Below are 26,592 nucleotides of genomic sequence, written 5' to 3'. Positions count from 1 at the left end.
TGCGTATCCCCCCCCGAATTTGGGCCAATTTAGAGCGACCATCCTTAATCCATAAACGAACGATTTTTATTTATTTTTTGCGCTCCCCACCGTAAATTACCAATACCTACAACCGTACAAAACAACAGGAGCAAAACCATGCAAACCAGAAAAATTAATTCTTTTGTCTTTTGTCTTTTGTCTTTTTTCCTTCTTTCATCTTTAATCTTTAATCTTTCATCTTGCAAAAAAAGCACCGAACCCGTTTACAACCCACAAAACCTGCAGCTGCAAGTATTGGACGTTTCCTGCACCGAAGCCTGGCTGAGCCTGCAAGCGAAAAACGATTACCTGACCAAAACGCTCAAGATGTTTAAAGACGACAAATTGATTATGGAAAAGCCCCTGAGCGCTGAAGACAGCCTGTTGTACGTGGACGGCCTGTGGCCCAACACCGACTACTCTTTTAAGGCGGCGGTTTATGACGGCGCTGAGTTGCTGACTAAAAGCGCCACGGTAACTGCCACCACCATGGACACCACCAGTCACGATTTTACCTGGCAAACCTTTGAATTTGGCGGCGAAGGCGGCAGCAGCAGCTTTTACGACGTGGCCATTATTGATGAGAACGACATCTGGGCCGTGGGCGAGATTTACACGGCAAACGACAAGTACAACGCCGCACACTGGGATGGGGAGAAATGGGAGTTGAGAAAGATAAAAACAAATGCTTGTGGCGGTGTAGATTATCCTCCTATTAAAACGGTATTTGCTTTTTCTAAGAATAATATTGTTTTTGGACATATCGACGCCAGTATTACTAAATATAATGGTGCTAATTTTGTTAATGACTGCAGTTTTATTAAGCAAATAAATGGTTCCATTAACAAAATCTGGGGCACCTCGAGTTCGGATTTGTACGTTGTGGGCAATAGCGGTTTAATTGCGCATTACGACGGGAAAAAGTGGCAGCGGATTGAGAGTGGTATTCAGATAAATATTCGTGATATTTGGGGAGCAAAAACAGAAAATAATAAATTTCAAATAATCGCTCTTGCTTCAAATGGAGGTCAAATACCACAAGGAAAAAAACTTCTTTTAATTCAAAATAATACGGTAAAATATTTAAATGATTCCGAACTTGACATGTCTTTAGCCGCAATCTGGTTTAAGCCTGAACGAAAATATTATATAGGTGGTGCTGGACTATTTGAGAGTTATGGAATAAATGCTTCATGGCAAGAAGATAAAAGTCAACCGTTATTGTATATTTCAGGTATTAGAGGACAGAGTCTGAATGATATTGTATTATGTGGTGGTTATGGTCATCTATCTCATTTTAATGGTTTAAATTGGAAGCATTATTACGGTAAAGAGTTACCTCAAATAAGTGGGAACTTAAACGAAATAAGTATTAAAAGAGATTTAATCGTAGCCGTTGGATGGCTTATGAACCGTAAGGCAATCATTTATATGGGAATTAGATAATTTTATTAAAGAGAGGAGAGAGAAATGTTAAGAAGAAATATTCATATATTAAAAATGATAATTATAATTTTCTTGATATTTAATGATACGAAAACTTAAACTGTAATAATCAGGTTAGGTTAGATTGAACAAAATCTTAATACACAGTAATCCCTATTACTCCGTCAAAGCCGAGGCCCAGCAAACCTTTACCGCCCACGGGCAAAATATTATCGGTTATTTTCAGTACTGGGATGGTACGGATGTTGACTTTGAGTATTCCGATAGCATTAAAACAGCGGTCGTTTTCCACGCCGACGGCGCCGAAGCACGGGCGGTGTTGTGACAGGGCAAATTGTTCTGAACCATGATTTTCTTGATTACAAGATTAACAAGATTAAGCTTTTTTGATGTCGAAAATATGCTCCTAATTTTTAAAATTACCTTTCTTTGAGCCATTAAAATCAAGTCCATCCTTCAATCCTATTATTCCCGGTTCAAAACCTTTCCTTTGGCGTGTACATCTACCGCCTGACCACGGATAAAGGCTTTGCGCAGTCGAAAAAGATGATGTTGATTAAGTAAACTCAAACAAAAAGGTCTCTGGCAATTTTCAGCCGGAGGCCTTTTAAGCTGTGAATCAATCCTTCACAAAGAACGCGGGCTGAAACCGCTCGCTTTTTCACCGCTCCCTGAGCGCAATCGAAGGGAGCGTAGTCGAAGGGGGAGCGCCGTCGATGAAAGTTCCTTCACAATCAACGGTTATTTCGACTTCGCTCAACAACCGTACCACTCCGCTCCCTGAGCGGAGTCGAAGGGAGCGCAGCCGAAGGGGAGCGGGACGTATCGAAACGAGCGCGTGTAAAAACCACACCTTCGTGGGAATAATGGCCAGTGCAATTTTTTTTACTGGCCCTTATCCGTAAAATAGGAAGAGAATTGCCGTACTCGTAAGGGCGAAGGTTTTCCCTGAACAGTTTTGCTACGGCGTGCGCTAATTTTCCAGCGGCTCCCACTCGGCAAACGTTTCGATTTCGATCTTTAATTGCGGATCGCATTGGTAAATCTGGTTGTAATTGTAATACCAGCCCAGATATTTCGAATCGCCGCCGTTGAGGGTGGTGATTAAAAAGCGGTTACTCAGGTGCCCGATGTTCATGGCCCTGTCGCGCGCCACTGGTTTGTCGCCGCCCTGAGGATCGATGTGTACCCAGCCGTAATTGGGCAGGTAAACCTGCGGCCAGCGGTGGAACACTTCATCCATGCTGGCGTCGTCGCCGCGCACCACAATGGCGCCCACATAACGCGCCGGCAAACCAACGGCCCGACAAAGAGCGATAAAACTAAAGGTGTATTCCGAACATGAACCGGTCTGGCGCTGTAGAACCACCGGCGCCGCATTCCAGCCTCCCTCCAGCTTGTATTCCAGTTGATTTCTGACAAAATCGAATATTTTACGCGCCATCCAGTAAGGATGCCGTTCGTTTCCGATAATTTCTCTGGCGGTTTTTTGAATGTAAGGATCATTCAACAAATATTTGCCGCCGTCGGCCGTGTAGCGCTGGCGGATTTCTGTGGGGATATCCTGTAAAGAGCCGACATCTTCCGGGAAGATAAAATAATCGATGGCGTAAATTTCAGCTTCAACGGTCATCTGCACTTCCACTTTTGCATTAGCCTGGATGTCCTGAAAATGAAACAATGCCACCGGTTGATTCCACTGATCCTGAACCATTTTAAACCGTTGGGGCGTAAAGGATTTTTTGAGAATCTTCTGATTTGGCAGCTCCTGTGGCACGGCAATGTAAAATTCCAGGCTGTGGATGCTTCCGCTTCCGTAAGCGTTTACCTGATCGGTCAGGGTAATGCGGGCGTGCCGCTTGTCTTTTAAGCGGAACTTTTCGTCGTCCTTGCGCACCAGTTGATAAAGCTGATCGTTCTGGTAGTCCACACACCACAGATTTTTGCCGTCAAAGGCCAGACCGCGCGCATAGGGGCCGGGCGCGTCAATGATCAGAATGATTTCACCGTTTTGCGGATCGATCATGTAAATTTCGTTTTGCAATCGATCGCTGGCCCACAAATATTTTCCGTCGAAGGTAAGGCCATTTACGCGTTTTGCCGGCCCTTTGTAGCGTTTAACCGCCGTACCGTCGCTTAAATCAAGACTCATAATGCGGTTTTTACGCGCATCGCTGATCCATAGTGTCTGGCCGTCCCAGGTCAGCCCCTGCGGATCAGCGGAAGGGGCATCAAGCGCTGTTAAAATCTGGCCGGACTGCGCATCCAGTTTATAAATCTTTTTGGCTTTGGCGTCCACATTCCACAGGTGTTTCCCGTCCCAGGCCAGCCCCATGGGCCAAAAACCCGGCGAGGGAATCTGGTGCACAACCTTCCCGCTTTCAGGATCAATCTTAAAAATCTGATCCGCTTTGTAATCGGCCACCCATAAAAATTTTCCGTCAAAGGTCAGTCCCGTGCAAAATTTACCCGGCGTTGCAATTTTTTTAAGCATCTTCCCCGGATAGCTCCAGGTTACGGTCAACGCAACCAACAAGATTAAAACACTGTTTAACAAGCGCATGACAGCACCTCCATTTTGTCCAAAAGTTGTTCCGCCCCTAAATTTAGTGGATTCTGCAGAATAAATCCATTTAAAGAGAGGAATTCTGTCCGGTAATAAAAGAACAAGCGCTGTTCTTCCAATGCGTCTTGCAATATTTTTTTGAATTGAAAATCCAAAAGGTCTAAATTTGGTGTACTTGAGTACAATTAATGAAACCTTATCATGAATCATATTTACGTTACCTGCAGGGCGCCGGGCTCTTATTTTGCTTTTCAGGATCAAATCAGCGAACACCTTGAGCAGAATCATTTAACGGCGCTGGTAATTGTGCCGGTAAACCGCGCCGTGCGTCGTTTAAAGCGCACCCTGACCAACCTGGCCGGCAAACGCGCTTTGATTGATCCGCCGGTGTTTACTTTTGACCGGCTATTGCTGCACATTTACCAGCATTTGCCCCATCCGGCGAGATTGCTGCCCGCCGACACCATGCTGGTGTTGATCCAGGAAATTCTTGAACAGCAGGCGGAAGCGTTTCAATATTTAACGCGCGGGCAGCAGGTGAAGGGCGGTTTGGTTAACCGCGTTTGGGAAATGACCGGAGAGCTGCGCAGTTTTGGCTTTACTTCTACCGAGCTGGCCGGCAAAGACCCGCAGGAGCTGGAAGTGCATCCCGAAAAATTTACCGACTTTGTGCGGTTACTGGAGAAGATCGAAGAAAAGTTGGGCGCGGAATTTATTGACGAACCCTTTGCCAGGACCACGGCCGCGCGCCAGGTTACGCGCCAGCAGTTCGAAAAATTGTTTCCGCAGGTTAAGGCGCTTTACATTAGCGGTTACGGTTTGTTCAGTCCGCCCATGATCGATTTTATCAAACGCGTGGGGCAGTGGCTGCCAGTGCATGTGCAGCTGGACTTTTTGCAGGCCAATCAAGAACTGTTTCGGCACACGCTCCAGGCGCTGGAAAAATTTAAGCTGATCGGCGCCCGGATCGAACACAAATCGACGCCTTCCTTTCTGGCGCGTTTTCTGTTCAATCGCAAGGATCGCCCCCAAAAGCACGATCTCAGCCAGCGCATTCATGTGGTGGGGTTGAGCAGTCGAGAACGAGAAGTGGCTTTTATTGCGGGAAAAATAAGACAGTTAAATGCGCAGGGCGTTCCGTTGCACAAAATAGCTGTCACCTTCAGCCATCTGGAAAAGTACGCGCAAACCATCCGCCAGGTATTTGAAGATTTCGGCATTCCGTTTAATCTTTCCACCGGCTTTGAACTGATCCGCTCGCCGTTGATCTCCGCTTTTTTAGATGTGTTGACCATCATCGAAGAGGATTTCCCGGCGGAGCAGACCCTGGCCTTTTTACAAAATCAATTTGTGCAAAAGCCTGAAGAAATCGATTTTGATCTGTTGAAAAGCATCATCGTTAAGGCGCGTGTCCGCGCCCTGAACGAAAGAAGTCTTGAAGCCTTAAAACGCTTTATCCCGCTGCAGGCCCGGGCAGATGAAGAAAACGGCTGGAACCAGGAAAAGGCGCTGGAGCAGGTTGAGCTATTAAAAACGCTTTTGCAGCCGCTGTTTGCCTTTCCGCGCGAGGCGGCGGCCGACGCGTTCCGTAAAAAATACCTGGAACTTTGCGAACGTCTGGGCTTATTGAGGTGGTACGAAGCAGAGAATCCCCGCCTTACGGAGCGCCAGAAGGAGCACAACTTTCGGGCTTACAACCGCTTTGTCAAGGTTTTTGAACGCAGCTTGTGGACGCTTTCTTTGATTTACGGCAAGACGTCTTTTAAAAGCAGGCAGTTGATGGAAAGCCTGCAACGCGCCGTGTTAACCGCTACCTACAACCTTACTGAATGGCCCGATTATGGCGTACAAATCATGCCCCGTCTGGAAATTTTGTCCGTCGATTTCGAGGCGCTTTTTTTGGGCGGACTGGTGGACGGCGATTTTCCGCGCGCTTCGGTTAAAGATATCTTTTTTAACGATCGCGTGCGATACGAGCTGGGGCTGGTGGCCAGCGAAGAATTGCTGGATCAGGACCGTTTCTTGTTCTACCAGTTGCTGGATGGCGGCGCCAGTCAGGTTTATTTGACCTATCCGCAATACCAGCAGGAAGAGGCGCTGGTGCCTTCTTCTTTTCTGGCCGATCTGCAGGATGTGGCGCTGGTCGATTGGCAACAGCCCGCCGACGATGATCCGCTTTTTGAAAACGAACAAAAATTGTGGAAGGAATTTGGTCTTAACCTGCAGTGGATCGCTAATCCGGAGCTGCGGCAGGGGGCAATAGAAAATTTGCGTTTGTTGCGCGCCCTGCAGCCGCAAAACGAAACGCTTTTAAAAAATTTAATCGATCAAATTCGCATCAGTCTGGCGCGTTCCATGGGCGGCGCTTTTTCAGAATATGAAGGCAACTTGTCCCTCTTTACCGTAGTGACCGACGCGTTAAGGCAAAAATACGCGCGCCACACCTGGTCGGTCAGTCGCCTGGAAACTTACGCCCGCTGCCCCATGCAGTTCTTTTTACGCTATGTTTTAAAGATCGAAGCGCCGGCCGGAATGGAAGAAGAGCTAACCCCGCTGGAACGCGGTCAGCTATTGCACACGATTTTGTTCCGCTTTTACTCGGAGCTTAAAGAAATCGGCCAGCAGGATCAGCCCTGGCGTTTTGCCGATCGTTTATTGGCCATTGCTCTGGAGGAATTTGCCGCCCTGCCTTACAGCGGTCTGTTCTGGGAGATGGAAAAACTGCGTTTTTCAGGCAACGAGCGGCTGAAAGGCATTTTGCCGGCTTTCCTGGAAAAAGAGGAAGAACGCGCCGCTTCCATGCCCTTTTTACCGCAGAACTTTGAACTGTCTTTTGGTTACAGCGGCGATTTTCCGGCGGACCCGCAGTCGATCAAAGAGGCTGTGCTTTTGAAAAGCGGAGATCAAACGCTGCGTTTGCAGGGCCGAATCGATCGCGTTGACCTGGATGAGCATGGTCATGCGGCGATCATCGATTACAAAACAGGTTCGGTGGGCAGCGGCCTGATCAACGAAATTAATGAGGGGCGCCTTTTGCAAATTCCCCTTTACCTGGCGGCGCTCCCGCAAATTTTGCCGAAGTGCACCCCGGTTTACGGCGGACTTTACTCTTTAAAATCGAGCGATGAAGTGCAATTGAAAGCGGCAGTGGCCGACCGCAACTGCCCATCTCTGCATGATTCCAGCACTCGGGCCTTTTTGCCCAACAAAAACCTGGTAGATGAAAACGACGGGCATCAATTGACATTTAACGAGATGCTCAATCGTTCCGTTGCATTCGCTCTGGCTTACATTGGGCAGATTCAAAACGGCGTGTTTCATCACACCCTTAATCCCGGCGACCGCTTTTGCGAGAGCTATTGTGAATATCGGCGTATGTGTCAAAAGGTGAGAGGAAAACTGGAACGCATTGCCGCTTTGCAAAAAGAAAAGCCAGAGGCCGTCCAGCAGAATAATGGCGGAGAAAGCGAATGAGAGGTAGAACAAACTTGCAAGAATCATTAAGGATGCAGGGCCCATGCAGTTAACCGAGGAACAAAAGCGCGCGCTGGATTTTTCGCGCAATATCAGCGTTACCGCCGGCGCGGGGGCCGGTAAAACGCGCCTGCTGGTGGAGCGCTTCATGGAGATCGCCGTAAAAAAGTACCATGGCCGTCCGCGTCTGGCGCGTAAAATACTGGCCATTACCTTTACCAACAAGGCGGCCGGCGAAATGCGCGAGCGCATCGCCCGGGCCGTGGAAGAACACTTAAAAAACGCCGAAGACCCGGCCGCCTATCAGCACCTTTTGGGCATTCGCGATCAGTTAAATTCGGTGGCCATTTCCACCATCCATTCCTTTTGCGCTCGCGTTTTGCGCGAGTATCCCATCGAAGCGGGGTTGCCGCCCGATTTTAGCGAACTGGACGAAATGCAAACCAACATGTTGATGAACCGGGCCATCGATCAGCTGTTCGAGCAGGTGAACGGCGAGCAGGATGCTGAGAAGCGCGCGGCCTATTTTGAGCTTTTCCAGCATTTTGACCCGCAAAAGGTGAAAGTTCTGCTGCGGCGGGCGCTGCTGCAACCCTTCGAAATGGCGCATATTGTGCGACGCTTTGAACAGTTTGCCGACGAACAGGCCTATTTCGATTTTGTCTCCGAACTGTGGTTGAACGCCATCCGCCAGTTATGGCCGCAGCAAGCTTTGCGGCAGGTTATGACTCTGGCCGGACATCTGAGCGATCGTTTGCTGCCCGGGGCCTCTAACAACGCCGTTAAAAAACACCAACACATGGTTAGCCTGAAGACGCTGGTTGCAAAACCCGAGCTGGAGCTGGAAGATTTCCGCAAAATTATTGCAGCTCTTGAAGCTTTTACGGCCAGCAGCGGCAAGGCTTACGGCAGTTTGAGACAGTTTGGCGGCAAAAAGTCGTGGGTTGCCGGCAGCGAAGAAGCCATCTTGCAGCTCAGCGAGCACAGCGCGCATTTGTTAGAATTAAAGCAAAACTTTGATCCGGGCCCGCCGCCGCAACAAGCCGATCGCCGCTATTACCATTTGTTTAAAATCATTCTGGAAATGTACCGCGCGGCACGTGAATTTTTTGAACAGCTGAAGACGGAAATTCCCGGCGTTGACTTCGAAGACCTGCTGATTAAAACCCTGCGGCTGTTGCAAAACAACGAGCAGATTCGAGAAGAGCTCGTGCGCCGTTACGAATTCATCATGGTCGATGAGTTTCAGGACACCAACGCCCTGCAGTGGCAAATTATCGAACTGCTGGCCACGGAAGACGGCGCCCTGCAGCCTCACAAAATTTTTGTGGTGGGCGATCCCAAACAATCTATTTACGGCTTTCGCAACGCCGATATTCGCATCTTTAAAACGGTTAAAGAAAAACTGGCGCTGGCCGCCGGCGTAAAAAATGCGCCGGAATACCCGGGCAATGTTGTGTTGAAAAACAGCTTTCGCTTTTTGCCTCGTTTGAATGCCTTTATCAATGATCTGTTTGCCGATCTGCTGCAACCGCAGGCGCATAATATGTATGAAGTGGAGTTCGAACCGCTGGTGGCGCAGCGAACGGCCATGGAAAAAGGGCGCCTGGAACTTGCCCTGCTGCGCGAAGAAGACGGACTTAACGAAGAAGAGTACATGGCGCAAACCATCGATCGGCTGGTGCGGCAGGAAAAGGTTACATGCCATGAAAGACAGGGCGACGAAGAGGTGGAGCGCCCGCTGACTTTTGGCGATATCGCCATCTTGTTGCGCAGCCGCAATGCCCTGCTGGCCGTGGAACAGAGCCTGCGCCGGTGGAATATTCCGTTTAAAACCGTAAAAGGCGTCGGCTTCTGGCAAAAGCAAGAAATTTACGATTTTTACCACCTGCTCCATTTTTTAGCGGCGCCTTCCAACGATTTTTACCTGGTAGCGTTGCTGCGCTCCAGACTGTTTCTCGTGCCCGATCACGTTCTCTTTTTGTTAAATCAGCAGCCGGGCGAAAATTACTGGCAAAAGCTTTCGGGCGAACTGGACGGCCCCTTTGACGAAGGCCACAGGCAGAAGTTGCTGGACATCCGTGCGCTGCTGCGGCGCTGGATTGAGGTGCGCGATGCCATTCCGCTGGGCGAGTTGTTGCGCATGGTGCTGGACGATTTAAAGTATCGTACGCTGATCTCTGCTCAGATCAACGGCGAGCAACTGCTGGCCAACATCGAAAAATTTATCGACCATGTGCTGCGCTTTAATAAAAGCGGCATGAACGGTCTGCTGGAATTAATCCGCCAGGTTGAGCTTTTAATTGAAGAAGATTCGAAAGAGGGCGAACCCCAGCTCAATTTAGACGACCGGGAAACGGTAAAGGTAATGACCATCCACGCCGCCAAAGGATTGCAGTTTCCGGTGGTTTTTGTGCCCTATTTAAACGCCAAAAATGTGGACAATGTGCGCCAGGCCGTTTTCATGGAACCGGAGATCGGCATCGCCATGCCCTTTCGTTCCGACGGTCCGTACCAGTCGAAAGATTTTTGTCTGCTCAATCTGTTAAAGGCGGAAAAGCAAAAACGCGAGCTGGCCGAGGCCAAACGCATTTTTTACGTGGCCGCCACGCGTTCCAGCGAGCATCTCTTCCTTTCGGCCAGAATTAAAAACGATGCTATTCAGCGCACTTCTGTGCTGGAATGGCTGAATGAATTTTTCAGCCGCCGCGGCGTCGATTTGCTTGACCGGCAAACGGAGCTGTTCGAAGCAGGGGACTATCGGCTGCACCTGGTTTACGGGTATGAACCGCAAAACCGCGAAGGGGAAGAGATTAAAGGTCTTTTTGAAGGCCTGGAGCATTTAAAGGGCGAATTGCAAAAACCGTTGGATGTGGATGAAAAAAGGCTGCAGCTCTATCGTCCGCTGCAGGAACGCCCCGGGCCGATTATTTTTTCGGCCACGCGACTGATGACCTACGTGCAAGACGCGCAAAACTACTACCAGCGCTACCACCTCGGTTTTTTTGAAAGCGATTACCAGCTCTTTGCCGACAATATCTACCAGATGGATGATTCGCTGGTTAAAGGCAAGATTTTTCACCGTTTTCTGGATCTGCTTGCCGAAAACGAAAGAGACGACGATGCGCTTCTGGATCGTATTTTCTTTGAGTTTGAGGTGTTTGATGGCGAAAAACGGGCCGAGCTGGAAGGCGAAATTCTGGCCTTAAAAGAAAAAATCTTTCAATCGTCGATTGGACTACAAATTTTGCAGGCGGCAGAGGCGCGCAATGAGTTAACCGTGATGATGCACCTGGGACAGGACTTTTTCACCGGAACGCTTGACCGTATCATTAAAAACAAACAGGGATTGTGGCAGGTGGTGGACTACAAAACCAATCGAATTTCCGCCGCTCAGGTGCGCGAATTAGCCAGGCAGTATGAATGGCAGATGAAAGGCTATGCCCTGTTGTTAAGCAAGCTCTATCCTCAGCAGGAGCATTTTCCGGTGGCGCTCTATTTTGTGCATCCGGACCAGTTGCACGAAATTTGCTACACGTCAGCGGAAATTGAAAAAATATACGCAGAATTTGCCAGCCTGATTGAAGAAATTAAGACAAAGTATCCGGTAAGAGGATGATAGTAATTAAAAATTACGAATTACGAATTACGAATTGTCTGCAGGGCGCCGGAGGGTAGTGTAAGAGTTTAGTGGTTCAGGAGTTTATGCAGGAGAGAAGCCGCCGGTGCCCCCGACGGTTTTCCTTCCTTCCCGCTCCCTATCGCTCCCTGAGCGTAGCCGAAGGGAGCGTAGCCGAAGGGAGCGCAGTCGAAGGGATCAGTCCTGCCCTGGTGGAGATGAGAAATCTTATTCGCGGAAAGTTTTGAAAAGATTTCTCCTCGCCCGTAGGACGGGCTCGTCGAAATGACAGGAGAGGATTGTGGGACGTGCTCGTCGAAATGACATGGGAGGATTGCGGATGGGGTTCGTCGAAATGACATGGGAGACTGCCTTTTGTCATTCAATGCGCTTCCCCCTTGACTGTCTTTGTCTCGCCGTGGCGGGAGATGAGAAATCTTATTCGCGGAAAGTTTTGAAAAGATTTCTCCTCGCCCGTGGGACGGGCTCGTCGAAATGACATGGGAGGATTGTAGGACGAGCTCGTCGAAATGACATGGGAGACTGCCTTTTGTAATTCAATGCGTTCCCCCTTGACTGTCTTTGTCTCGCCGTGGCGGGAGATGAGAAATCTTATTCAGGGAAAGTTTTGAAAAGATTTCTCCTCGCCCGTGGGACGGGCTCGTCGAAATGACAGGAGAGGATTGTGGGACGGGCTCGTCGAAATGACATGGGAGGATTGCGGATGGGGTTCGTCGAAATGACATGGGAGACTGCCTTTTGTCATTCAATGCGCTTCCCCCTTGACTGTCTTTGTCTCGCCGTGGCGGGAGATGAGAAATCTTATTCGCGGAAAGTTTTGAAAAGATTTCTCCTCGCCCGTGGGACGGGCTCGTCGAAATGACAGGAGAGGATTGTAGGACGGGCTCGTCGAAATGACATGGGAGACTGCCTTTTGTAATTCAATGCGTTCCCCCTTTGACTGTCTTTGTCTCGCCCTCTTACGCTTTTCCTCCCTTCCCCCTGTAGCCGAATTCAAATTTCACTTTCTTAAAAAGCGCACACCGACAGCAAATACAAAAATCCATTTTTTTTGACCTGCGGTTGAAAAAAATGCGCCTGACCTTTAAATTAACCTTGCAATTAAAGAATCTTTAGCACGGGCGCCTATTTTGAAAAGAAAAATTAAATCGGAAACGAGCGATGCCCTGTTCTGCTACGATCAACAGTTCTGGCAGGCGGGCATTCAATACCTTTGCGGGATAGACGAGGCCGGACGCGGGCCGCTGGCCGGGCCGGTGGTGGCCGCTGCCGTAATTTTTAATCCTGATCTAAAAATGGCGGAGATTAACGATTCCAAAAAGTTAAACGCCGGGCAGCGCGAACGACTGGCTCTGCAGATTAAAGAAAAAGCTCTTGCTTACGGCATTGGCCTGGCCACGGCGCAGGAAATCCAGCAAATGAATATTTTAAAAGCCACCTTTCTGGCCATGCAGCGCGCCGTGCAGCGTTTAGAAATCAGACCGGATTATCTGCTGATTGACGGGCGGGATTTCCCTGCGCTTTTTATTAATGGATGCGGCCAGGCCTTAAAGGGACAGGCTGTGGTTGGCGGCGACCGCCGCTCGCAGGTCATCGCTGCGGCCAGCATCCTGGCCAAAGTGCATCGCGACAGCCTGATGGAAGAGTACGCGGCGCAGTTTCCGCAGTACGGTTTCGAAAAACACAAAGGTTATGGCACGAGGGAGCATCAGGAAAAAATTTTAAAGTACGGGCCCTGCGCCATTCATCGCCCGTCGTTTTTGCGTAAATTGCTGGAAAAACAAACCAACCTGTTCGATCGCTAACATGGCAGGGGAGAATGAAAAAGAGACATATTTATCTGACCGGCTTTATGGGCGCCGGTAAATCGCGTATTGGCAGACATCTGGCAGACTTGCTGAACCTGCCGTTTGTAGATACAGACCAGGAAATTGAAAAGATGGTCGGCAAAACGGTACGCCGGATTTTTGAAGAAGAGGGCGAGGCCTTTTTTCGTAAACAGGAAGCCGAAATCGTTCGACAGGTGAGCCAGCATCCCGCGCCCCGCGTGGTAGCTCTGGGCGGCGGCGCCCTGAACGACAGCCGCAGCCTGGAAAACATTCACCGTTCGGGCATAGTGATTTACCTGAAGAGCGCGCCTGAGGCAATTTTTAAACGCGTGGCCCATTCGCGCAAACGGCCTCTGTTAGATGTGGATGAGGCGCCGGATCGTGAAGCCATTTTGGTAAAACGGATTGAAGATTTACTGCAAAAGAGGGAAGGACTTTACCTGCAGGCGGACATCATCATCGATCGCGACGGCCTGGAAGCTGAACAGGTGGCCGAAAAATTGTTAATTCTGATTGAACTTTACCGGAAAGAACATCATGGAAAAAATTGACGTAAAGTTAGCGCACACCTCCTATCCGATCTTTGTGGGAAATGGCATCTGGCGCCGCTTTGGAGAGGCGCTAAACCAATTTTATGGCGGTCGGCAGATTGTCGTGATAACCAACGAACGCGTCTGGCGTTTGCATGGCGATAAACTGGAAAGCCAGCTCCCGAAGCAGGCCGAAAAAGCCGTGCTGTTTGTTCCGGACAGCGAACAGGCCAAATCTTTTGAAGAATTGCAGCGGCTTTACACGGAGCTTTTAAGTCGTCGCTTTGAACGCGGCGCTCTGATCATCGGTTTTGGCGGCGGGGTGGTGGGCGATCTGGCCGGTTTTGTGGCGGCCACCTTTTTGCGCGGCGTGCCTTTTGTGCAATATCCCACCACGCTTCTGGCTCAGGTCGATAGCAGCATCGGCGGCAAGGTGGGCATCAACCATCCCCTGGGCAAAAATTTGATCGGCGCTTTTAAGCAACCGTTGTTTGTTTTTAGCGACGCGCAACTGTTACAAACCCTGCCCGACGAAGAGATACGCTGCGGCCTGGGCGAGGTGATCAAGTACGGGCTGTCGCTGGACAAAGCCCTGTTTGAGTATCTTGAAAAAAAATTACCGGCGGCGTTAAATAAGGATGTCGCCGTTCTAAGTTACCTGATCAACGAATCGGCGCGAATCAAGGCCGATATCGTTATGCAGGACGAAAAAGAGAGTAATTTACGCATGGTGTTGAATTTTGGCCATACCTTTGGTCATGCGCTGGAAGCCGATTTTAAGTTCGCTTCTTTAAAACATGGCGAGGCGGTGATTCTGGGCATGAAATGCGCCTTGCAGTTTGCCGTTCAGAACGGTATTTTGCAACGTGAAGATTTTGAGCGCGGTTTGCGACTGCTGAATCAGGTGCCCATTGCTTTTGACGGAAAAGGGCTTGATTTACAGCGCCTGGTGCAACGAATGACCCTGGACAAAAAGGTGAAAGACGGCAAGATTCGTCTGGTGCTGATTAAAGAAATCGGCCGGCATCTTTTTTATCAGGTGGAAGATCAGCGTCTTTTAAAACAGGCTTTTGAAATTTTGACAGAGGGAAAGTGATGCGTGTTACGTTTCTGGGAACCGGCACATCGGGCGGCGTTCCGGTGATTAATTGTGATTGCGCTGTGTGCCGTTCAACCAATCCTAAAAACAAACGGCTGCGCTGTTCGGTGATGATTGAAGTCGATGGCAAACATCTTTTAATCGATACGTCCATGGATATGCGCGAGCAATTTTTGCGCCATCCCTTCCCCAAAATTGACGCCATTTTGTACACGCACGGTCACGCCGACCATATTTACGGTTTGGATGAAGTGCGGCGCTTTAATTATCTGCTTAAAAAGCGTATTCCGGCGTACGCAAATAAAGAAACGTTACGGCGCCTGACTAAGATTTTTGATTACGCCTTTCAGAATGACGGGGGAAGCCTTCAGCCCGGCATCCCCAACTTAAGCGCCCATCTTATGGAAGGCTCTACAAAGGTGGAAGGTGTTTTGGTTACGCCGATTACCCTAAGACATGGAGACAGCCTTACCTATGGCTATCGTATCGGTAACTTTGCCTACTGCACAGACGTCAAAACCATTCCGCCGGAGAGCTATGCGCTGCTTAAAAATCTGGATGTGCTGGTGCTGGACGCCCTGCGCGAAAAACCGCATCCTTCGCACATGTCGCTGGACGAAGCCATTCAGGAGGCGCAGAAGATCGGCGCGCGAAAAACCTATTTCACGCACATGAATCACATCATCGATCATGAACGTCACAGCCAACAATTGCCGGAAAACATGGCCTTTGCCTATGACGGCCTGATTCTGGATTTAGAGTAAAGGAGCGTAACCAATGAAAATTCTTGTCATTCACGGCCCGAACCTTAATCTGCTGGGGCAGCGAAATCCCGAGATTTACGGGACGTTTACCCTGGAGCAGTTAAATCAAAAAATCAAAAACCATTTTCCAGAGCTGGAATTTGAGTTTTTTCAGAGCAACCACGAAGGTCAGATCATCGACAGAATTCACCTGGCCCGCGAGGCGAGCGACGGCATAGTGATTAACGCCGGCGCCTTAACCCACTATTCCTACAGTCTGCGCGACGCCATTGAGGCAACGCCTCTGCCGGTGGTGGAGGTGCATTTGAGCAATATTTTCGCCAGGGAATCCTTCCGCAAAAATTCCGTAATTTCCGAGGTTTGCCTGGGAACCGTCAGCGGTTTTGGGGCGCACAGTTATTTGCTGGGGGTGGAAGCGCTAAAAGAACATTTAAAACAGTGATCCCTTAAAATGCTAAATCACATCAAAAACCTGGCTCGCCATTCTTCGGTTTACACCGTTAGCACCTTTGTGCAACGGGCGCTTGGTTTTGTCATGCTGCCCATTTACACCGATCCGACCTATCTGGCTTCGCGCAGCGAATATGGCGATCTGACGCTGGTTTACACCTTTACGGCCTTTATGACCATCCTCTATCTCTACGGCATGGACGCGGCTATTTTACGCTATTTTTTTCTGGGCAGGTATAAACGAGAAGAGGTTTACTCCACGGGCTTCTGGGCGGTGCTGGCCAATGCGCTGCTGCTTTCGGCGGGTATTTTCTTTTTTGCGCCGCATCTGGGGCAGCTCGTTTTTGGCGGCTCGCAATACGATGTTTTAATCAAACTGACGGCGGTCATTTTGTTCTTCGATTCGGTGGGCAACCTGCCTTACCTGGTGTTGCGCGCCGAAGAAAAGTCGATTCATTTTTCCGCCTTTCGCATCGGTCGGTTTTTATTGGAATTGATTTTAAACATCGTGTTTGTGGTTTTTCTGAAACAGGGCGTTCTCGGTATTTTGTACGCCAATGCCATCGCTTCGGTGATTAATTTGCTGGCCATGTTGCCCTTCCAGAAAAAGTATTTGCGGCGTGCATGGGACTGGAATGTTTTAAAAACGTTGCTGTGGTTTGGCCTGCCAATGATCCCCAATGGCGTGGCCTATTTAACGGTGGAGGTGAGCGACAAGTTTTTAATGCGCTTTTTACTGAACAAAGATTTGCTGGGCCTTTACAGCGCCAATTACAAATTCGGCTCCATTTTGCTGTTGGTGGTCATTGCCTTTCGCAACGCCTGGCAGCCGTTTTTTTTGAAGATTGCCAGAGAAGCCAACGCCAAGCAAATTTACGCCCGCGTTTTAACCTATTTTACGCTCATTGCCGCTTTTTTGATTATTGGCGCCAGCTACTTTGTCGAATATCTTCTTAAAGTTCCGCTGGGCGCCAGCCGCCACATTATGAATGCGCCTTACTGGGAAGGTATTAAAATCATTCCCATCGTACTTACTTCCTATCTGTTTTACGGCATTTACGTAAATTTAACAGTGGGCGTTTACATCCGCAAAAAAACAAAGTTGATGTTTATTTTTACCGGACTGGCGGCGTTGACCAATGTGGGCAGCAATTTTTACCTGATGCCTCATTACGGGATCATGGGCGCGGCCGTGGCCACTCTGCTCAGCTACCTGGTGATGGCTCTGACTATTTTTATTGCCAATCAAAAAATTTACCCCGTGCCGTACGAATACGGACGCGTGGCTTTTATTTTACTCTACCTTTCGGCCATGCTTGCCGTGTTGTACGGTTTTTCGCCGGCCTGGTATTGGCGTGTGGCCCTGGTCGCTTTTTCGCCGGCGCTGTTTTACGTTTTTCGCTTTTTACGCCCGGAAGAGTTGAATTACCTGCTGCGCATTGTAAAAACGGCCGGAGGAAGCGGCCGATGAGGTTTTTGCGTATGCTGGCTCGGTTGCTTTTGCTGCCTTTCTCCCTTTTGTACGGGCTGGCGATGGAAGTCAGAAACATTCTATTTGATTTAAAGATTTTACCGGTTTACGCGTCGCGTTTGCCAGTCATTTCGGTGGGCAACCTGGTGGCGGGTGGAACGGGCAAAACGCCCTTTACCATCTGGCTGGCCGCGCAACTTGCAAAGCGCTACCGCGTGGCCATCGTCAGTCGCGGTTATGGGCGCGAGAGTAAGGGGCTGCAAATTGTGGCGCAGAACGGCAGTATTTTGCTCAGCGCCGAACAGGCCGGAGACGAACCGCTGTTAATGGCCAAAAAAGTTCCGGCGGCCACGGTTTTAGTTTCCGAAAAAAGGCGCAGCGCAGTGCAGTGGATCGAACAGCACCAGGCGGCTGAGGTGATTGTGCTGGATGACGGTTTTCAACACCGTTACGTGCAGCGCGATGTGGATATTGTGCTGTTTAAAAAGCCGCAGCAATTCTGGCGCAATTTTATGCTGCCTACCGGTACCTGGCGCGAATTTCCCCATCGCGTCAGTCGCGCGCACTATGTGGGCCTTGCCGCGCAAGGTAAGCTGCCTTTTATTCCCTTGCGCAAGCAGTTTCATGTGCAAACAATGAGCGGGCCGTTGGTGGATTTGCATTTACAGGCCTGCCTGGCGCCAGAGGATTTAAAGGATGTGCCTGTAGCGGCTTTTGCCGGCATTGCCGATCCGCAATCGTTTTTTGAGGCGCTGGCAAAAATGAACATGGCGGTTAAAAGAACGTTTGCTTTTGGCGATCATCATCGTTTTACCGAAAATGACCTGCTGAGAATGGGAAACATTTGCCGGCAGGAAAAGTTAAAATATTTGATTTGCACGGAAAAGGATTTAATGAAAATTAGCGAAATCATTGATCAAAACGGTGACAAAAATCTGCAAGGAATAAAAATCGTTGCCCTTGCCCATGCCCTTGCGGTTCAGGAAGAGTTCCTGATTAAAGCGATCGAAAAAACTATTGACAAAAAATTAAAATCTTATTATATTAGTTAATCAATTTTGATCGCGGGGTGGAGCAGTCAGGTAGCTCGTTGGGCTCATAACCCAAAGGTCGCAGGTTCGAATCCTGCCCCCGCTACTAACAAAAGGGTGAACGTGGTTTACCCTTATTTTTTGATGGCGGCGTAGCTCAGTTGGCAGAGCAGAGGAATCATAATCCTCGTGTCCGGGGTTCAAGTCCCTGCGCCGCTACTTTTTTTTATTGGGATAATCCTGAGAAAAACATTGATCAAACGCTTTAAATCCTTTTGTTTAACCAACCGGCTAATTTCTCCCCACGATTTAATTGTTGTTGCTCTTTCGGGCGGAATGGATTCGATGGCTTTATTGCATGCCTTTCTTGCCATCCGGCAGGAATTCGATCTTCAGATTCACGCTTTGCACGTTAATCATGGCATTCGCGGCGCAGAAGCAGAGCGCGATGAGCAGATGGTGCGCGCTCACTGCCAGGCGTTGTCCGTTCCGTTGATTGTGCGCCGTATTGAGTCGTTAAAAAAAATGGACGAGCAAACTTTACGGAACGCCCGTTACCGAGAATTTGAAGCAGTTTTAAAAGATTTTCCCGGGGCAAAGCTGGCCACCGCTCACACGCTGGACGATAATGTGGAAACGTTTTTGATGCGGCTGGCAAAGGGCTCTTCTTTAAAAGGTCTTGGCGGAATACCGGCGCGGCGCGGTCTTTACATCCGGCCTTTTTTGTTTTTGACGCGTCGGGAAGTTGAAGCGTTTGTTGAGGAAAATCAGATTCCTTTTGTAAAAGATTCTACCAACGCCGATGTTCGCTATTTACGTAACCGGATTCGCCTTCGTTTAATGCCGGCTTTCATGGATGTTTTTGGCGAGGCTGTTTTGCCGTCCATTGCCAAAAGCGTGGAACAGCTTGCGGAATATTATCGCTTATTTGAGGCCGAAAGTAAAAAACGTTTTGAGCGACTGGTAAAAAAAGAGGGGGCGTCGCTGCTTATTGACAAAGCCGATTTCAACGGTTTGCACCCTCTGTATCGACGACAAATTCTAACTTATTGTGTTTCTGCTTATTATCCGTTAAATTACAATCTTTCGGAACGCAAGGCAGCCGTTCTTGAAACGTTTGCCCGGACGGCGCAAACAGGCGCTCGCTTTTCGGTAATCGGAGACCTGATTTTGATTAAAGAAAGAAAGCGGCTGCGATTTACGCGGGAACCTGAGCGGACGAAAACCGTATTAGAGTTGAACAAAAACGGATCGGTGACATTCGGCGAGTGGGAAATTACCATTCAGGAAGTTGAAAAAAGAGCAATAGAGTTTGAAGACCGCGCGTCGGTTGAATATATTTGTGGCGATAACTTAAGATTTCCTCTGAGCGTCCGCCGCTGGCAAAAAGGAGATCGTTTTTACCCGCTTGGTCTGGGCAAAAGTAAAAAGTTGAAAGATTTTTTTGTTGATGCAAAGATCGACCGTTTCCAAAAACACAACATCCCTATTTTGTTGAATGGGGAAGAAATTGTGTGGCTTTGCGGTTTAAGATTAGATCATCGGTATCGGGTTACAGAATCCTGTAGGTCGGTGTTTAAGCTGGAAATTAAAAAAATGGAGAACGTCTTAAATGAAAAGAACATTTAACGATCAGTCGGAAATCGTTCCGGAAAATTATCATATTTTGATTCCCGAAGCGACCATTGAAAGCAGATTGAAAGAATTGGGGCAGCAAATCAGCAGAGATTTTCGCGGTAAAAAACCGATTTTGATTGGGATTTTGAATGGCAGTTTTATCTTTTTGGCCGATTTGATTCGTAATCTGGACATCGATGTGGAAGTGGACTTTTTGAGAATATCCAGTTATGGAGACGGGCGCGAGTCGTCCGGTCATATTAAAATTTTAAAACCCTTAAGCGCAGATATTAACGGCCGCTCGGTGATTGTGGTTGAGGATATTGTGGATTCCGGTCTTTCGGTACAATTTCTGGAACGCATGCTGTCTGCCTTTAATCCGGTGGAATTAAAATTTGTAACCCTGTTGAATAAACCTTCCAAAAATATTGTTGAGGTGCATATTGATTATATTGGCTTCGAGATTGAAGACAAATTTGTGGTGGGTTACGGACTGGATGACGCGCAGTTGAAAAGAAATCTCCGATCCATTTATTTTATTGAGTAGGTTGAGAAAGGATTATTGAGGAATATGGAAAATAAAAACAAAAACTCAGACCATAAAAAGCAGCCGCAAAATAATGATGAATTTCAGTGGAAAAAAGCCTCTAAAACGGGGTTAATCTGGATTTTGATTTTGTTGGCCGCCATCGCCTTCAGTACGCTGTGGCCCGATAATCGCCCCAATGAGGTCGAGGTGCCTTACAATGAATATATGCGGCTTTTGCGCAGTAAAATGATCCGCAGCGGTGAGGTTACGCTAAAAGACAACCGATTCCGTGGAGTGCTGGTGGATCAAACCGAGGTAAGAAGCGTAAACGGCGGGATACGCAGCGCGCGTTACATTAGAACGATACTGCCTTTTGTGGACAGCGATGTGATTAAGGAGTGGGAAGAAAACGATGTCAAAATCAGTTTTGTGGAGCCGCCAAACGACTGGACAATTTTGCTGATTAATATTTTGCCATGGATTTTGATTATTGGCGTGTGGGTGTTTTTTGCCAAGCGCATGCAGGGCGGCGGAGGCGGTTCGCGCGGCATCTTTAATTTTGGCAAGAGCAAGGCCAAGTTGTTAACCAAAGATAAAATAAACATCACCTTTGACGATGTGGCCGGCTGCGACGAAGCCAAAATGGAACTGCAGGAGATAATTGAATTTTTAAAGGACCCGCAAAAATTCACGCGTCTGGGTGGTAAAATACCCAAGGGCGCCTTACTTTTGGGTCCGCCGGGAACCGGCAAAACGTTGCTGGCCAAAGCCGTGGCCGGCGAGGCAGGCGTGCCCTTTTTTAGCATGAGCGGCGCCGACTTTGTGGAAATGTTTGTGGGCGTGGGCGCCAGCCGCGTACGCGACCTGTTTGAGATCGGCCGTAAGAATGCGCCGTGTATTATTTTTATTGATGAGATTGATGCGGTGGGCCGCCATCGCGGCGCCGGTCTTGGCGGCGGACACGACGAACGCGAACAAACCTTAAATCAGCTATTGGTGGAAATGGACGGCTTTGACACCCAGGAAGGCGTTATTTTGATTGCCGCCACCAATCGTCCGGATGTGCTGGATTCTGCTTTGCTGCGCCCGGGACGATTCGACCGGCAGATCGTAGTTGACCGGCCGGATGTGCGCGGACGAGAAGGCATTTTAAAGGTGCACACGCGCAAGGTGCCGCTGGATAGCTCGGTGGACCTGGAAGCGCTGGCGCGGGGTACGCCCGGCCTGTCCGGAGCGGACCTGGCCAATCTGGTCAACGAAGCGGCGCTGCTGGCCGCCCGCAAAAATCGCCAGAAGGTAACCATGGCCGATTTTGAAGAGGCCAAAGACAAAATCATGATGGGTATGGAACGCAAGTCCATCCTGATCAGTGAAGAAGAAAAAAAGGTAACCGCCTACCACGAATCCGGGCACGTGCTGGTTGGCAAATTAACGCCGGGAACGGACCCGGTACACAAGGTGACCATTATTCCGCGCGGACGGGCGCTGGGCGTTACCGCCTACCTGCCGCTGGACGAACGACACACCTATTCCAGAGAATATCTGGAAGGCATGTTGACCCAGCTTTTGGGCGGTCGCTGCGCAGAAAAGCTGGTTTTCGAACAATTGACCACCGGCGCAGGCAACGACATCGAACGAGCGACCGATCTGGCACGTAAAATGGTGTGCGAATGGGGCATGAGCGAAAAATTAGGGCCCATCACCTTCGGGAAAAAAGAACAGGAAATCTTTTTAGGAAGAGAAATCACCCAGCATCGAGATTACAGCGAACGCACCGCTCAGGAAATCGATCAGGAAGTGCGCAGAATCGTTCGTGAAGCCGAAGAACGGGCGGAAACCTTGTTGAAAGAAAATATCGACAAATTACACGCCCTGGCCAAAGCACTGCTCGAATTTGAAATTTTAGACGGCGAGCAGATCGATCTGGTGTTAAAGGGCGAAAAAATAAAAAAACAGGCCTTTGCCGCCAAAGACGAAGACACCATGGCCAAACCCAGAAGAAGGCGCAAAAAGAAGACGCCGGAAGCGGAAGCAGCCAATCTACCCCAGGAGGAAAGTAAGGCGCAGCCTGAGCAAAACGAAAACAAGGACGACTCTTCTTCGGATTCGGAAGATAAAAAAGCATAACGGCAGAGGGCATTTTTCGGCAAACGTTTTGATGTTTTGCCCGACTGCCGGGCGCCGACCAACTGGATTTCATTTTTGCATTATGGCGGGATTGTGATAATTCCGCCATAATGCTTTATTAAGGATGTTGAGCATGGCGTCCGGTAACCTGCCAGAGCAAAGCGGGCGGAAAAACAGCCCTTTTTCAATAACCGGCATCTGTTTGGCGGTAATGGCCGCAGGTTTGCAGGCGGAGGAAGAAATCAGAAGCGGACAGAAAAAACTGCAGAAATGTGAAAAATGGCCGATTTTAAACCAGATGCTGCATCGCGCAGAAAAAGAGCGGCGTTCATGCAAAATGGGCGGCAGCGAAGCGGATTGTTCTGGCAGAATTTTCGGATTCGTTGCCGATCAGCTAATGGCGGTATAAAGCGCGTAAACCTTTTTGCGTGAACGCATCAAGCATAGCGGGAAAACAAAGGATTAAAAGCTGAGGTGTAACCATGGGCGAGCTGATTTCTTTTCTTTCCTCCGGCATTCCGGGGGGGATTTTTTTACTGTTCATTGTATTGTTTGTCATCAACCTTTCGCTCTTCTTTCTGAAAAACTCCGAACTGATGAGTCCGGCGACATGGAAGAAAAATCTGATTACTTTAAATCTTGCCGCCTTTCTTTTTTATGCAGCCCTCTGGTTCATTACCCAGCCGCCAAAGCCCCAGGAACGTGTTGTCGTTTTGCCTACTCAAATATCAGACACCCTGTCTTTAACTCCTGAAGAATTTTTGTTAACGGAAACGTTTGAAAAAGCGGCGCTGAACAATACGAACGATCGCTATTTGGTGCATCGCTGGGAATGGCTTTTCGAAACCATTAAGCCGCGCCAGAGGAGCCAATATGCGGAATGGCAAAGAACGGCCAGAGCCTTGCGCCCCCGTTTTATTGTGGAATCGCGCATTGAAAATGGACAAATGACATGCCTGGTTCTGGATGTGAAAAAGAATAAGCGCGTGCAGATTGCGGGGAAAAAAGAGCAGGGAGTGGGCTGGTTCATCCGGCGGGTGGATGGTGAGTTAGGCCTGTTTAAAGACACGCCGAGTATCCCGCAAATTGATCGCACCATTCTGGCGGCGCGTCTGGCATTGTACAATAAAGATTACGCGCGTGTTTTGGCCCTTGTTGAAGGTCGCGAAGATATTCCGGCCAGAACTTTAAAAGCGGCCGTTTTAATTGAAAAAGGGCTGCAGGTCGATGTGGATCAGGAACGCGCCAAATATGTGCCCATTAAAAATCCCGATTTTGAAAAGGCCAAACAGATTCTGGTGCCGATTGTCAAACAGCGTAAAAACACTCCGGAAATCGATTTGCTGATGGGACGCATGTTGATTCGCGAAAAAGAATACACCGCGGCTGAAATGTTTTTAAAAAAGGCCTACGTGGAAGATCCGGAAAACAGCCGCGTACATTTTAATTTAAGCTTTTTGCTCCCCGACCGTTTAAAAGACATCGGCTACAACAGCCGCGTGCAAATTTTAAAAAGGGCTATTTATCTGGACCCCGGTTATCGCGACGCGGTTTATCAACTGGCCAACGAAATCTATCTTTCCGGCAGAGGCACACTGGGCTCTATTCAGGAAGCGATTAATATCATTAACCGATTTTTAGAAATTCATCCTGGAGATCCGGAGATGCTCAGTTTGCTGGGAACCCTGTACATTAAAACAAATTATGTAAAAAAGGCCCTGCCCATTTACAAAGCGTTGTTTGAAGAATTCCCCGATGATTCGGATTCTTATTACAATTTAGGCGTATGTTACTACATGCTGGATGAGTACAACACCGCCTTGCCGTATTTTCTCAAGGCCATCGAGATGGATCGCCATCTGGATTCGTATCTTTACGTGGGCATGATCTACAGAAAAATGGGCAAGCTGGATTCTGCGCTTAAGTATTTTCGCGAACGCGTTGCCCGTAAAACCGGAGACGACGATACGTACGCAAAAGAAGCCATGGCCGGGATTCGCAGCGTTTTAATTCAAATGGAGGAAGAAAAGATTGCAGCTAAGGCCGATTCTTCTAAACAGTCGTCAACGCATCAAAGAGATTAATGAAAAATTCAATTTGAAACTGACGGCAGAGTTTACAGGGAGCTTGTTCTTTAAAATAAATGACGCAGAACCGTTTGAGCTGGAGCAGCTAAAACAGCTGCAGCGCAATGGAGCTTTTTACTTTTTTCGTCATGATGCGCAGCGTAATGAAACTTTGATCGTTCCGGACGAAATGCGCTTCAGTCAATTGAGCGAAAGGAATGGGGGGCGCGACCTGCCGTTGCGTTTGCAGGAAATGATCAGAGCCCGATTTGACAATTCCGCTCCGGTATGGACGGTGAACCACAAAACGCTCGATTTTAATCGCGGGCCGTTGATCATGGGCATCTTGAATGTTACGCCCGATTCCTTCAGCGACGGCGGTCGTTTTTACGAGAGGGACAGAGCGGTTGAGCGCGCCCTGCAGATGGAAGCGGAAGGCGCCTTACTGATCGATATTGGCGGCGAATCCACGCGTCCCGGCGCAGAGCCCGTCCCTGAAGAAGAAGAACTGCGGCGAGTGATCCCGGTCATTGAAAAATTACGCAGTAAATCGGATGTTTTGATTTCGGTGGATACCTACAAAAGCAGTATTGCCCGGGCGGCGCTAAAAGCCGGCGCAGATATAGTTAACGACATCAGCGCGGCGCAATTTGATGATAAAATGATTGAGGTGGTGCGCGATTTCGACTGCCCGATTATCATCATGCATATTAAAGGGACGCCCCAAAATATGCAGAACAATCCGTATTACGAAGATGTGGTAGAAGAGGTCTATCATTATTTTGAAGAGCGGATTGAACGACTGGAGCGCGCGGGGATCGGCAAAATTATTATCGATCCGGGTATCGGCTTCGGCAAACGCCTGGAAGATAATTTACACTTGCTTAGAGACCTGAAAGATTTTACCTTTTTACAACGCCCGATTTTAATGGGCACGTCGCGCAAATCGTTTATCGGTAAAATTTTGAATAAAGAGGTGGACGAAAGAATTTACGGCAGCCTGGCCACGCAAATTCTGGCCGTTCAAAACGGGGCGAACATTGTGCGCGTCCATGATGTGCAGGCCACGCAGGACGCTTTAAAAATTCTAAAAGCAGTGCAATATTTTGAGACGGATTGATGTTATTTAAAATAGGATTTATTCCGGTAACCATAATTGATCTGATTGATATTGCCATCGTTACCACGATCTTTTATCAATTGTATCAATTTTTAAAAGGCAGTGTGGCCATTCGCATGTTCACCGGTTTGCTGGTGATTATCGTCGTTTCGATGGTCGGTGAGCTGCTGGGCATGAGCGCCCTGACCTGGATTATGTCCAGCTTAAAGACGGTGTGGGTGCTGGCATTCGTGATTTTATTTCAACCGGAATTGCGCCGCCTGCTGGTTTTTATCGGGCAAAGCCGTTTGATCCGTAAAATTGTGAAGGTCGGCGATTTGCATTTTATTGACGAGATTGTCCAGGCGGTGATGGAATTATCGCGCAAAAATTTTGGAGCATTGATCATCATCGAGCGAGACATGAGCTTAAAATCGATCATTGAAACGGGAATAACTCTGCAGGCCAAGGTTTCCAAGCAGTTGATCAGTTCGGTTTTTAATCCGCGTTCGCCGCTGCACGATGGAGGGCTGGTCATTCAAAACGATATTCTGGTGGCGGCCAAAACGGTGCTGCCGCTTTCGCAAAATCCGTCGCTGGATCCGGCTCTGGGCATGCGGCACAGAGCGGCTATCGGGCTTTCTGAACAGACAGATGCCCTGATTATCGTCGTGTCGGAAGAAACGGGGATGATTTCCTATGCGGAAAATGGAAAACTGGTGCGCGGATTAACGGAAAGCATGCTGCGTAAAAAATTGAATGAAGTTTTTACGCCTAAACCTCAGGGCAAAATAACCCGATTCTTCTCATTATCAACAGATTAGGATTAGAGT

At 48.8% G+C, this 26,592-nt stretch carries 19 protein-coding genes and 2 tRNA genes; 20 read left to right on the top strand and 1 reads right to left on the bottom strand.

All coding sequences use genetic code 11. From position 1 onward, the window contains the following. Positions 1–138 precede the first annotated feature (138 nt). Complete coding sequence (locus tag Cabys_RS17490) at positions 139–1,467, top strand: hypothetical protein (protein WP_006928059.1); 1,329 nt, start codon at positions 139–141, stop codon at positions 1,465–1,467. 124 nt (positions 1,468–1,591) lie between these two features. Beyond that, positions 1,592–1,792 carry a hypothetical protein gene (locus Cabys_RS17485; protein WP_006928060.1) on the top strand — a complete coding sequence of 67 codons (201 nt, stop codon included), beginning with the start codon at positions 1,592–1,594 and terminating at the stop codon, positions 1,790–1,792. Between the two features lie 648 nt (positions 1,793–2,440). Here the strand turns inward: Cabys_RS17485 and Cabys_RS17480 are convergent. Next, the gene (locus Cabys_RS17480; RefSeq protein WP_006928061.1) at positions 2,441–4,030 is read right to left on the bottom strand and encodes a glutaminyl-peptide cyclotransferase; all 1,590 of its coding nucleotides are present in this window, start codon (positions 4,028–4,030) and stop codon (positions 2,441–2,443) included. A gap of 204 nt (positions 4,031–4,234) precedes the next feature. Here Cabys_RS17480 and Cabys_RS17475 point away from each other — a divergent pair, with 204 nt between their 5' ends. The 18 genes from Cabys_RS17475 (at position 4,235) to cdaA (ending at position 26,583) form a co-directional block, all read left to right on the top strand. Beyond that, positions 4,235–7,507 carry a PD-(D/E)XK nuclease family protein gene (locus tag Cabys_RS17475; protein WP_006928062.1) on the top strand — a complete coding sequence of 1,091 codons (3,273 nt, stop codon included), beginning with the start codon at positions 4,235–4,237 and terminating at the stop codon, positions 7,505–7,507. Positions 7,508–7,550: 43 nt separating this feature from the next. After that, positions 7,551–11,126: a UvrD-helicase domain-containing protein gene (locus tag Cabys_RS17470; RefSeq protein WP_006928063.1), complete on the top strand. Its 3,576-nt coding sequence runs from the start codon at positions 7,551–7,553 to the stop codon at positions 11,124–11,126. Between the two features lie 1,151 nt (positions 11,127–12,277). Continuing rightward, a complete protein-coding gene (locus Cabys_RS17465; RefSeq protein WP_217184015.1) occupies positions 12,278–12,952 on the top strand; it encodes a ribonuclease HII in 675 nt (224 codons plus the stop codon). Between the two features lie 14 nt (positions 12,953–12,966). After that, positions 12,967–13,527 carry a shikimate kinase gene (locus tag Cabys_RS17460; protein ID WP_006928065.1) on the top strand — a complete coding sequence of 187 codons (561 nt, stop codon included), beginning with the start codon at positions 12,967–12,969 and terminating at the stop codon, positions 13,525–13,527. Beyond that, positions 13,514–14,602 carry a 3-dehydroquinate synthase gene (gene aroB / locus Cabys_RS17455; protein ID WP_006928066.1) on the top strand — a complete coding sequence of 363 codons (1,089 nt, stop codon included), beginning with the start codon at positions 13,514–13,516 and terminating at the stop codon, positions 14,600–14,602. Before Cabys_RS17460 ends, aroB begins: the two co-directional genes overlap by 14 nt. Continuing rightward, complete coding sequence (locus tag Cabys_RS17450) at positions 14,602–15,369, top strand: MBL fold metallo-hydrolase (RefSeq protein ID WP_006928067.1); 768 nt, start codon at positions 14,602–14,604, stop codon at positions 15,367–15,369. The genes aroB and Cabys_RS17450 overlap by 1 nt, the downstream gene beginning before the upstream one ends. Before the next feature lie 13 nt (positions 15,370–15,382). After that, the gene (gene aroQ, locus Cabys_RS17445; RefSeq protein ID WP_006928068.1) at positions 15,383–15,811 is read left to right on the top strand and encodes a type II 3-dehydroquinate dehydratase; all 429 of its coding nucleotides are present in this window, start codon (positions 15,383–15,385) and stop codon (positions 15,809–15,811) included. A gap of 9 nt (positions 15,812–15,820) precedes the next feature. Next, complete coding sequence (locus Cabys_RS17440) at positions 15,821–17,290, top strand: lipopolysaccharide biosynthesis protein (RefSeq protein WP_006928069.1); 1,470 nt, start codon at positions 15,821–15,823, stop codon at positions 17,288–17,290. Continuing rightward, positions 17,287–18,342 carry a tetraacyldisaccharide 4'-kinase gene (lpxK, locus tag Cabys_RS17435; protein WP_006928070.1) on the top strand — a complete coding sequence of 352 codons (1,056 nt, stop codon included), beginning with the start codon at positions 17,287–17,289 and terminating at the stop codon, positions 18,340–18,342. Before Cabys_RS17440 ends, lpxK begins: the two co-directional genes overlap by 4 nt. Positions 18,343–18,353: 11 nt before the next feature. Next, positions 18,354–18,427: transfer RNA gene (locus Cabys_RS17430), tRNA-Met, on the top strand. A gap of 40 nt (positions 18,428–18,467) precedes the next feature. Next, a tRNA-Met gene (locus tag Cabys_RS17425) sits at positions 18,468–18,540 on the top strand. Then, a complete protein-coding gene (tilS, locus tag Cabys_RS17420) occupies positions 18,511–19,950 on the top strand; it encodes a tRNA lysidine(34) synthetase TilS (RefSeq protein WP_071777814.1) in 1,440 nt (479 codons plus the stop codon). Before Cabys_RS17425 ends, tilS begins: the two co-directional genes overlap by 30 nt. After that, a complete protein-coding gene (gene hpt / locus Cabys_RS17415) occupies positions 19,934–20,485 on the top strand; it encodes a hypoxanthine phosphoribosyltransferase (RefSeq protein WP_006928072.1) in 552 nt (183 codons plus the stop codon). Before tilS ends, hpt begins: the two co-directional genes overlap by 17 nt. A gap of 24 nt (positions 20,486–20,509) precedes the next feature. After that, the gene (ftsH, locus tag Cabys_RS17410) at positions 20,510–22,594 is read left to right on the top strand and encodes an ATP-dependent zinc metalloprotease FtsH (RefSeq protein WP_006928073.1); all 2,085 of its coding nucleotides are present in this window, start codon (positions 20,510–20,512) and stop codon (positions 22,592–22,594) included. A gap of 133 nt (positions 22,595–22,727) precedes the next feature. Beyond that, positions 22,728–23,003, top strand: a complete 276-nt coding sequence (locus Cabys_RS17405; protein WP_006928074.1) for a hypothetical protein — start codon at positions 22,728–22,730, stop codon at positions 23,001–23,003. Between the two features lie 73 nt (positions 23,004–23,076). Continuing rightward, positions 23,077–24,678: a tetratricopeptide repeat protein gene (locus tag Cabys_RS17400; RefSeq protein WP_006928075.1), complete on the top strand. Its 1,602-nt coding sequence runs from the start codon at positions 23,077–23,079 to the stop codon at positions 24,676–24,678. Then, entirely contained in the window at positions 24,626–25,780 is a 1,155-nt protein-coding gene (gene folP, locus Cabys_RS17395; protein WP_006928076.1) for a dihydropteroate synthase, read from the top strand. Before Cabys_RS17400 ends, folP begins: the two co-directional genes overlap by 53 nt. Beyond that, positions 25,780–26,583 (top strand): diadenylate cyclase CdaA, encoded by an 804-nt coding sequence (gene cdaA, locus Cabys_RS17390; protein ID WP_006928077.1) that lies wholly within the window; start codon positions 25,780–25,782, stop codon positions 26,581–26,583. The genes folP and cdaA overlap by 1 nt, the downstream gene beginning before the upstream one ends. Positions 26,584–26,592 lie beyond the last annotated feature (9 nt).

This window comes from Caldithrix abyssi DSM 13497 (genome assembly GCF_001886815.1).
GTDB classification, from domain to species: domain Bacteria; phylum Calditrichota; class Calditrichia; order Calditrichales; family Calditrichaceae; genus Caldithrix; species Caldithrix abyssi.
This window is presented reverse-complemented; position numbering and strand designations above follow the sequence as displayed.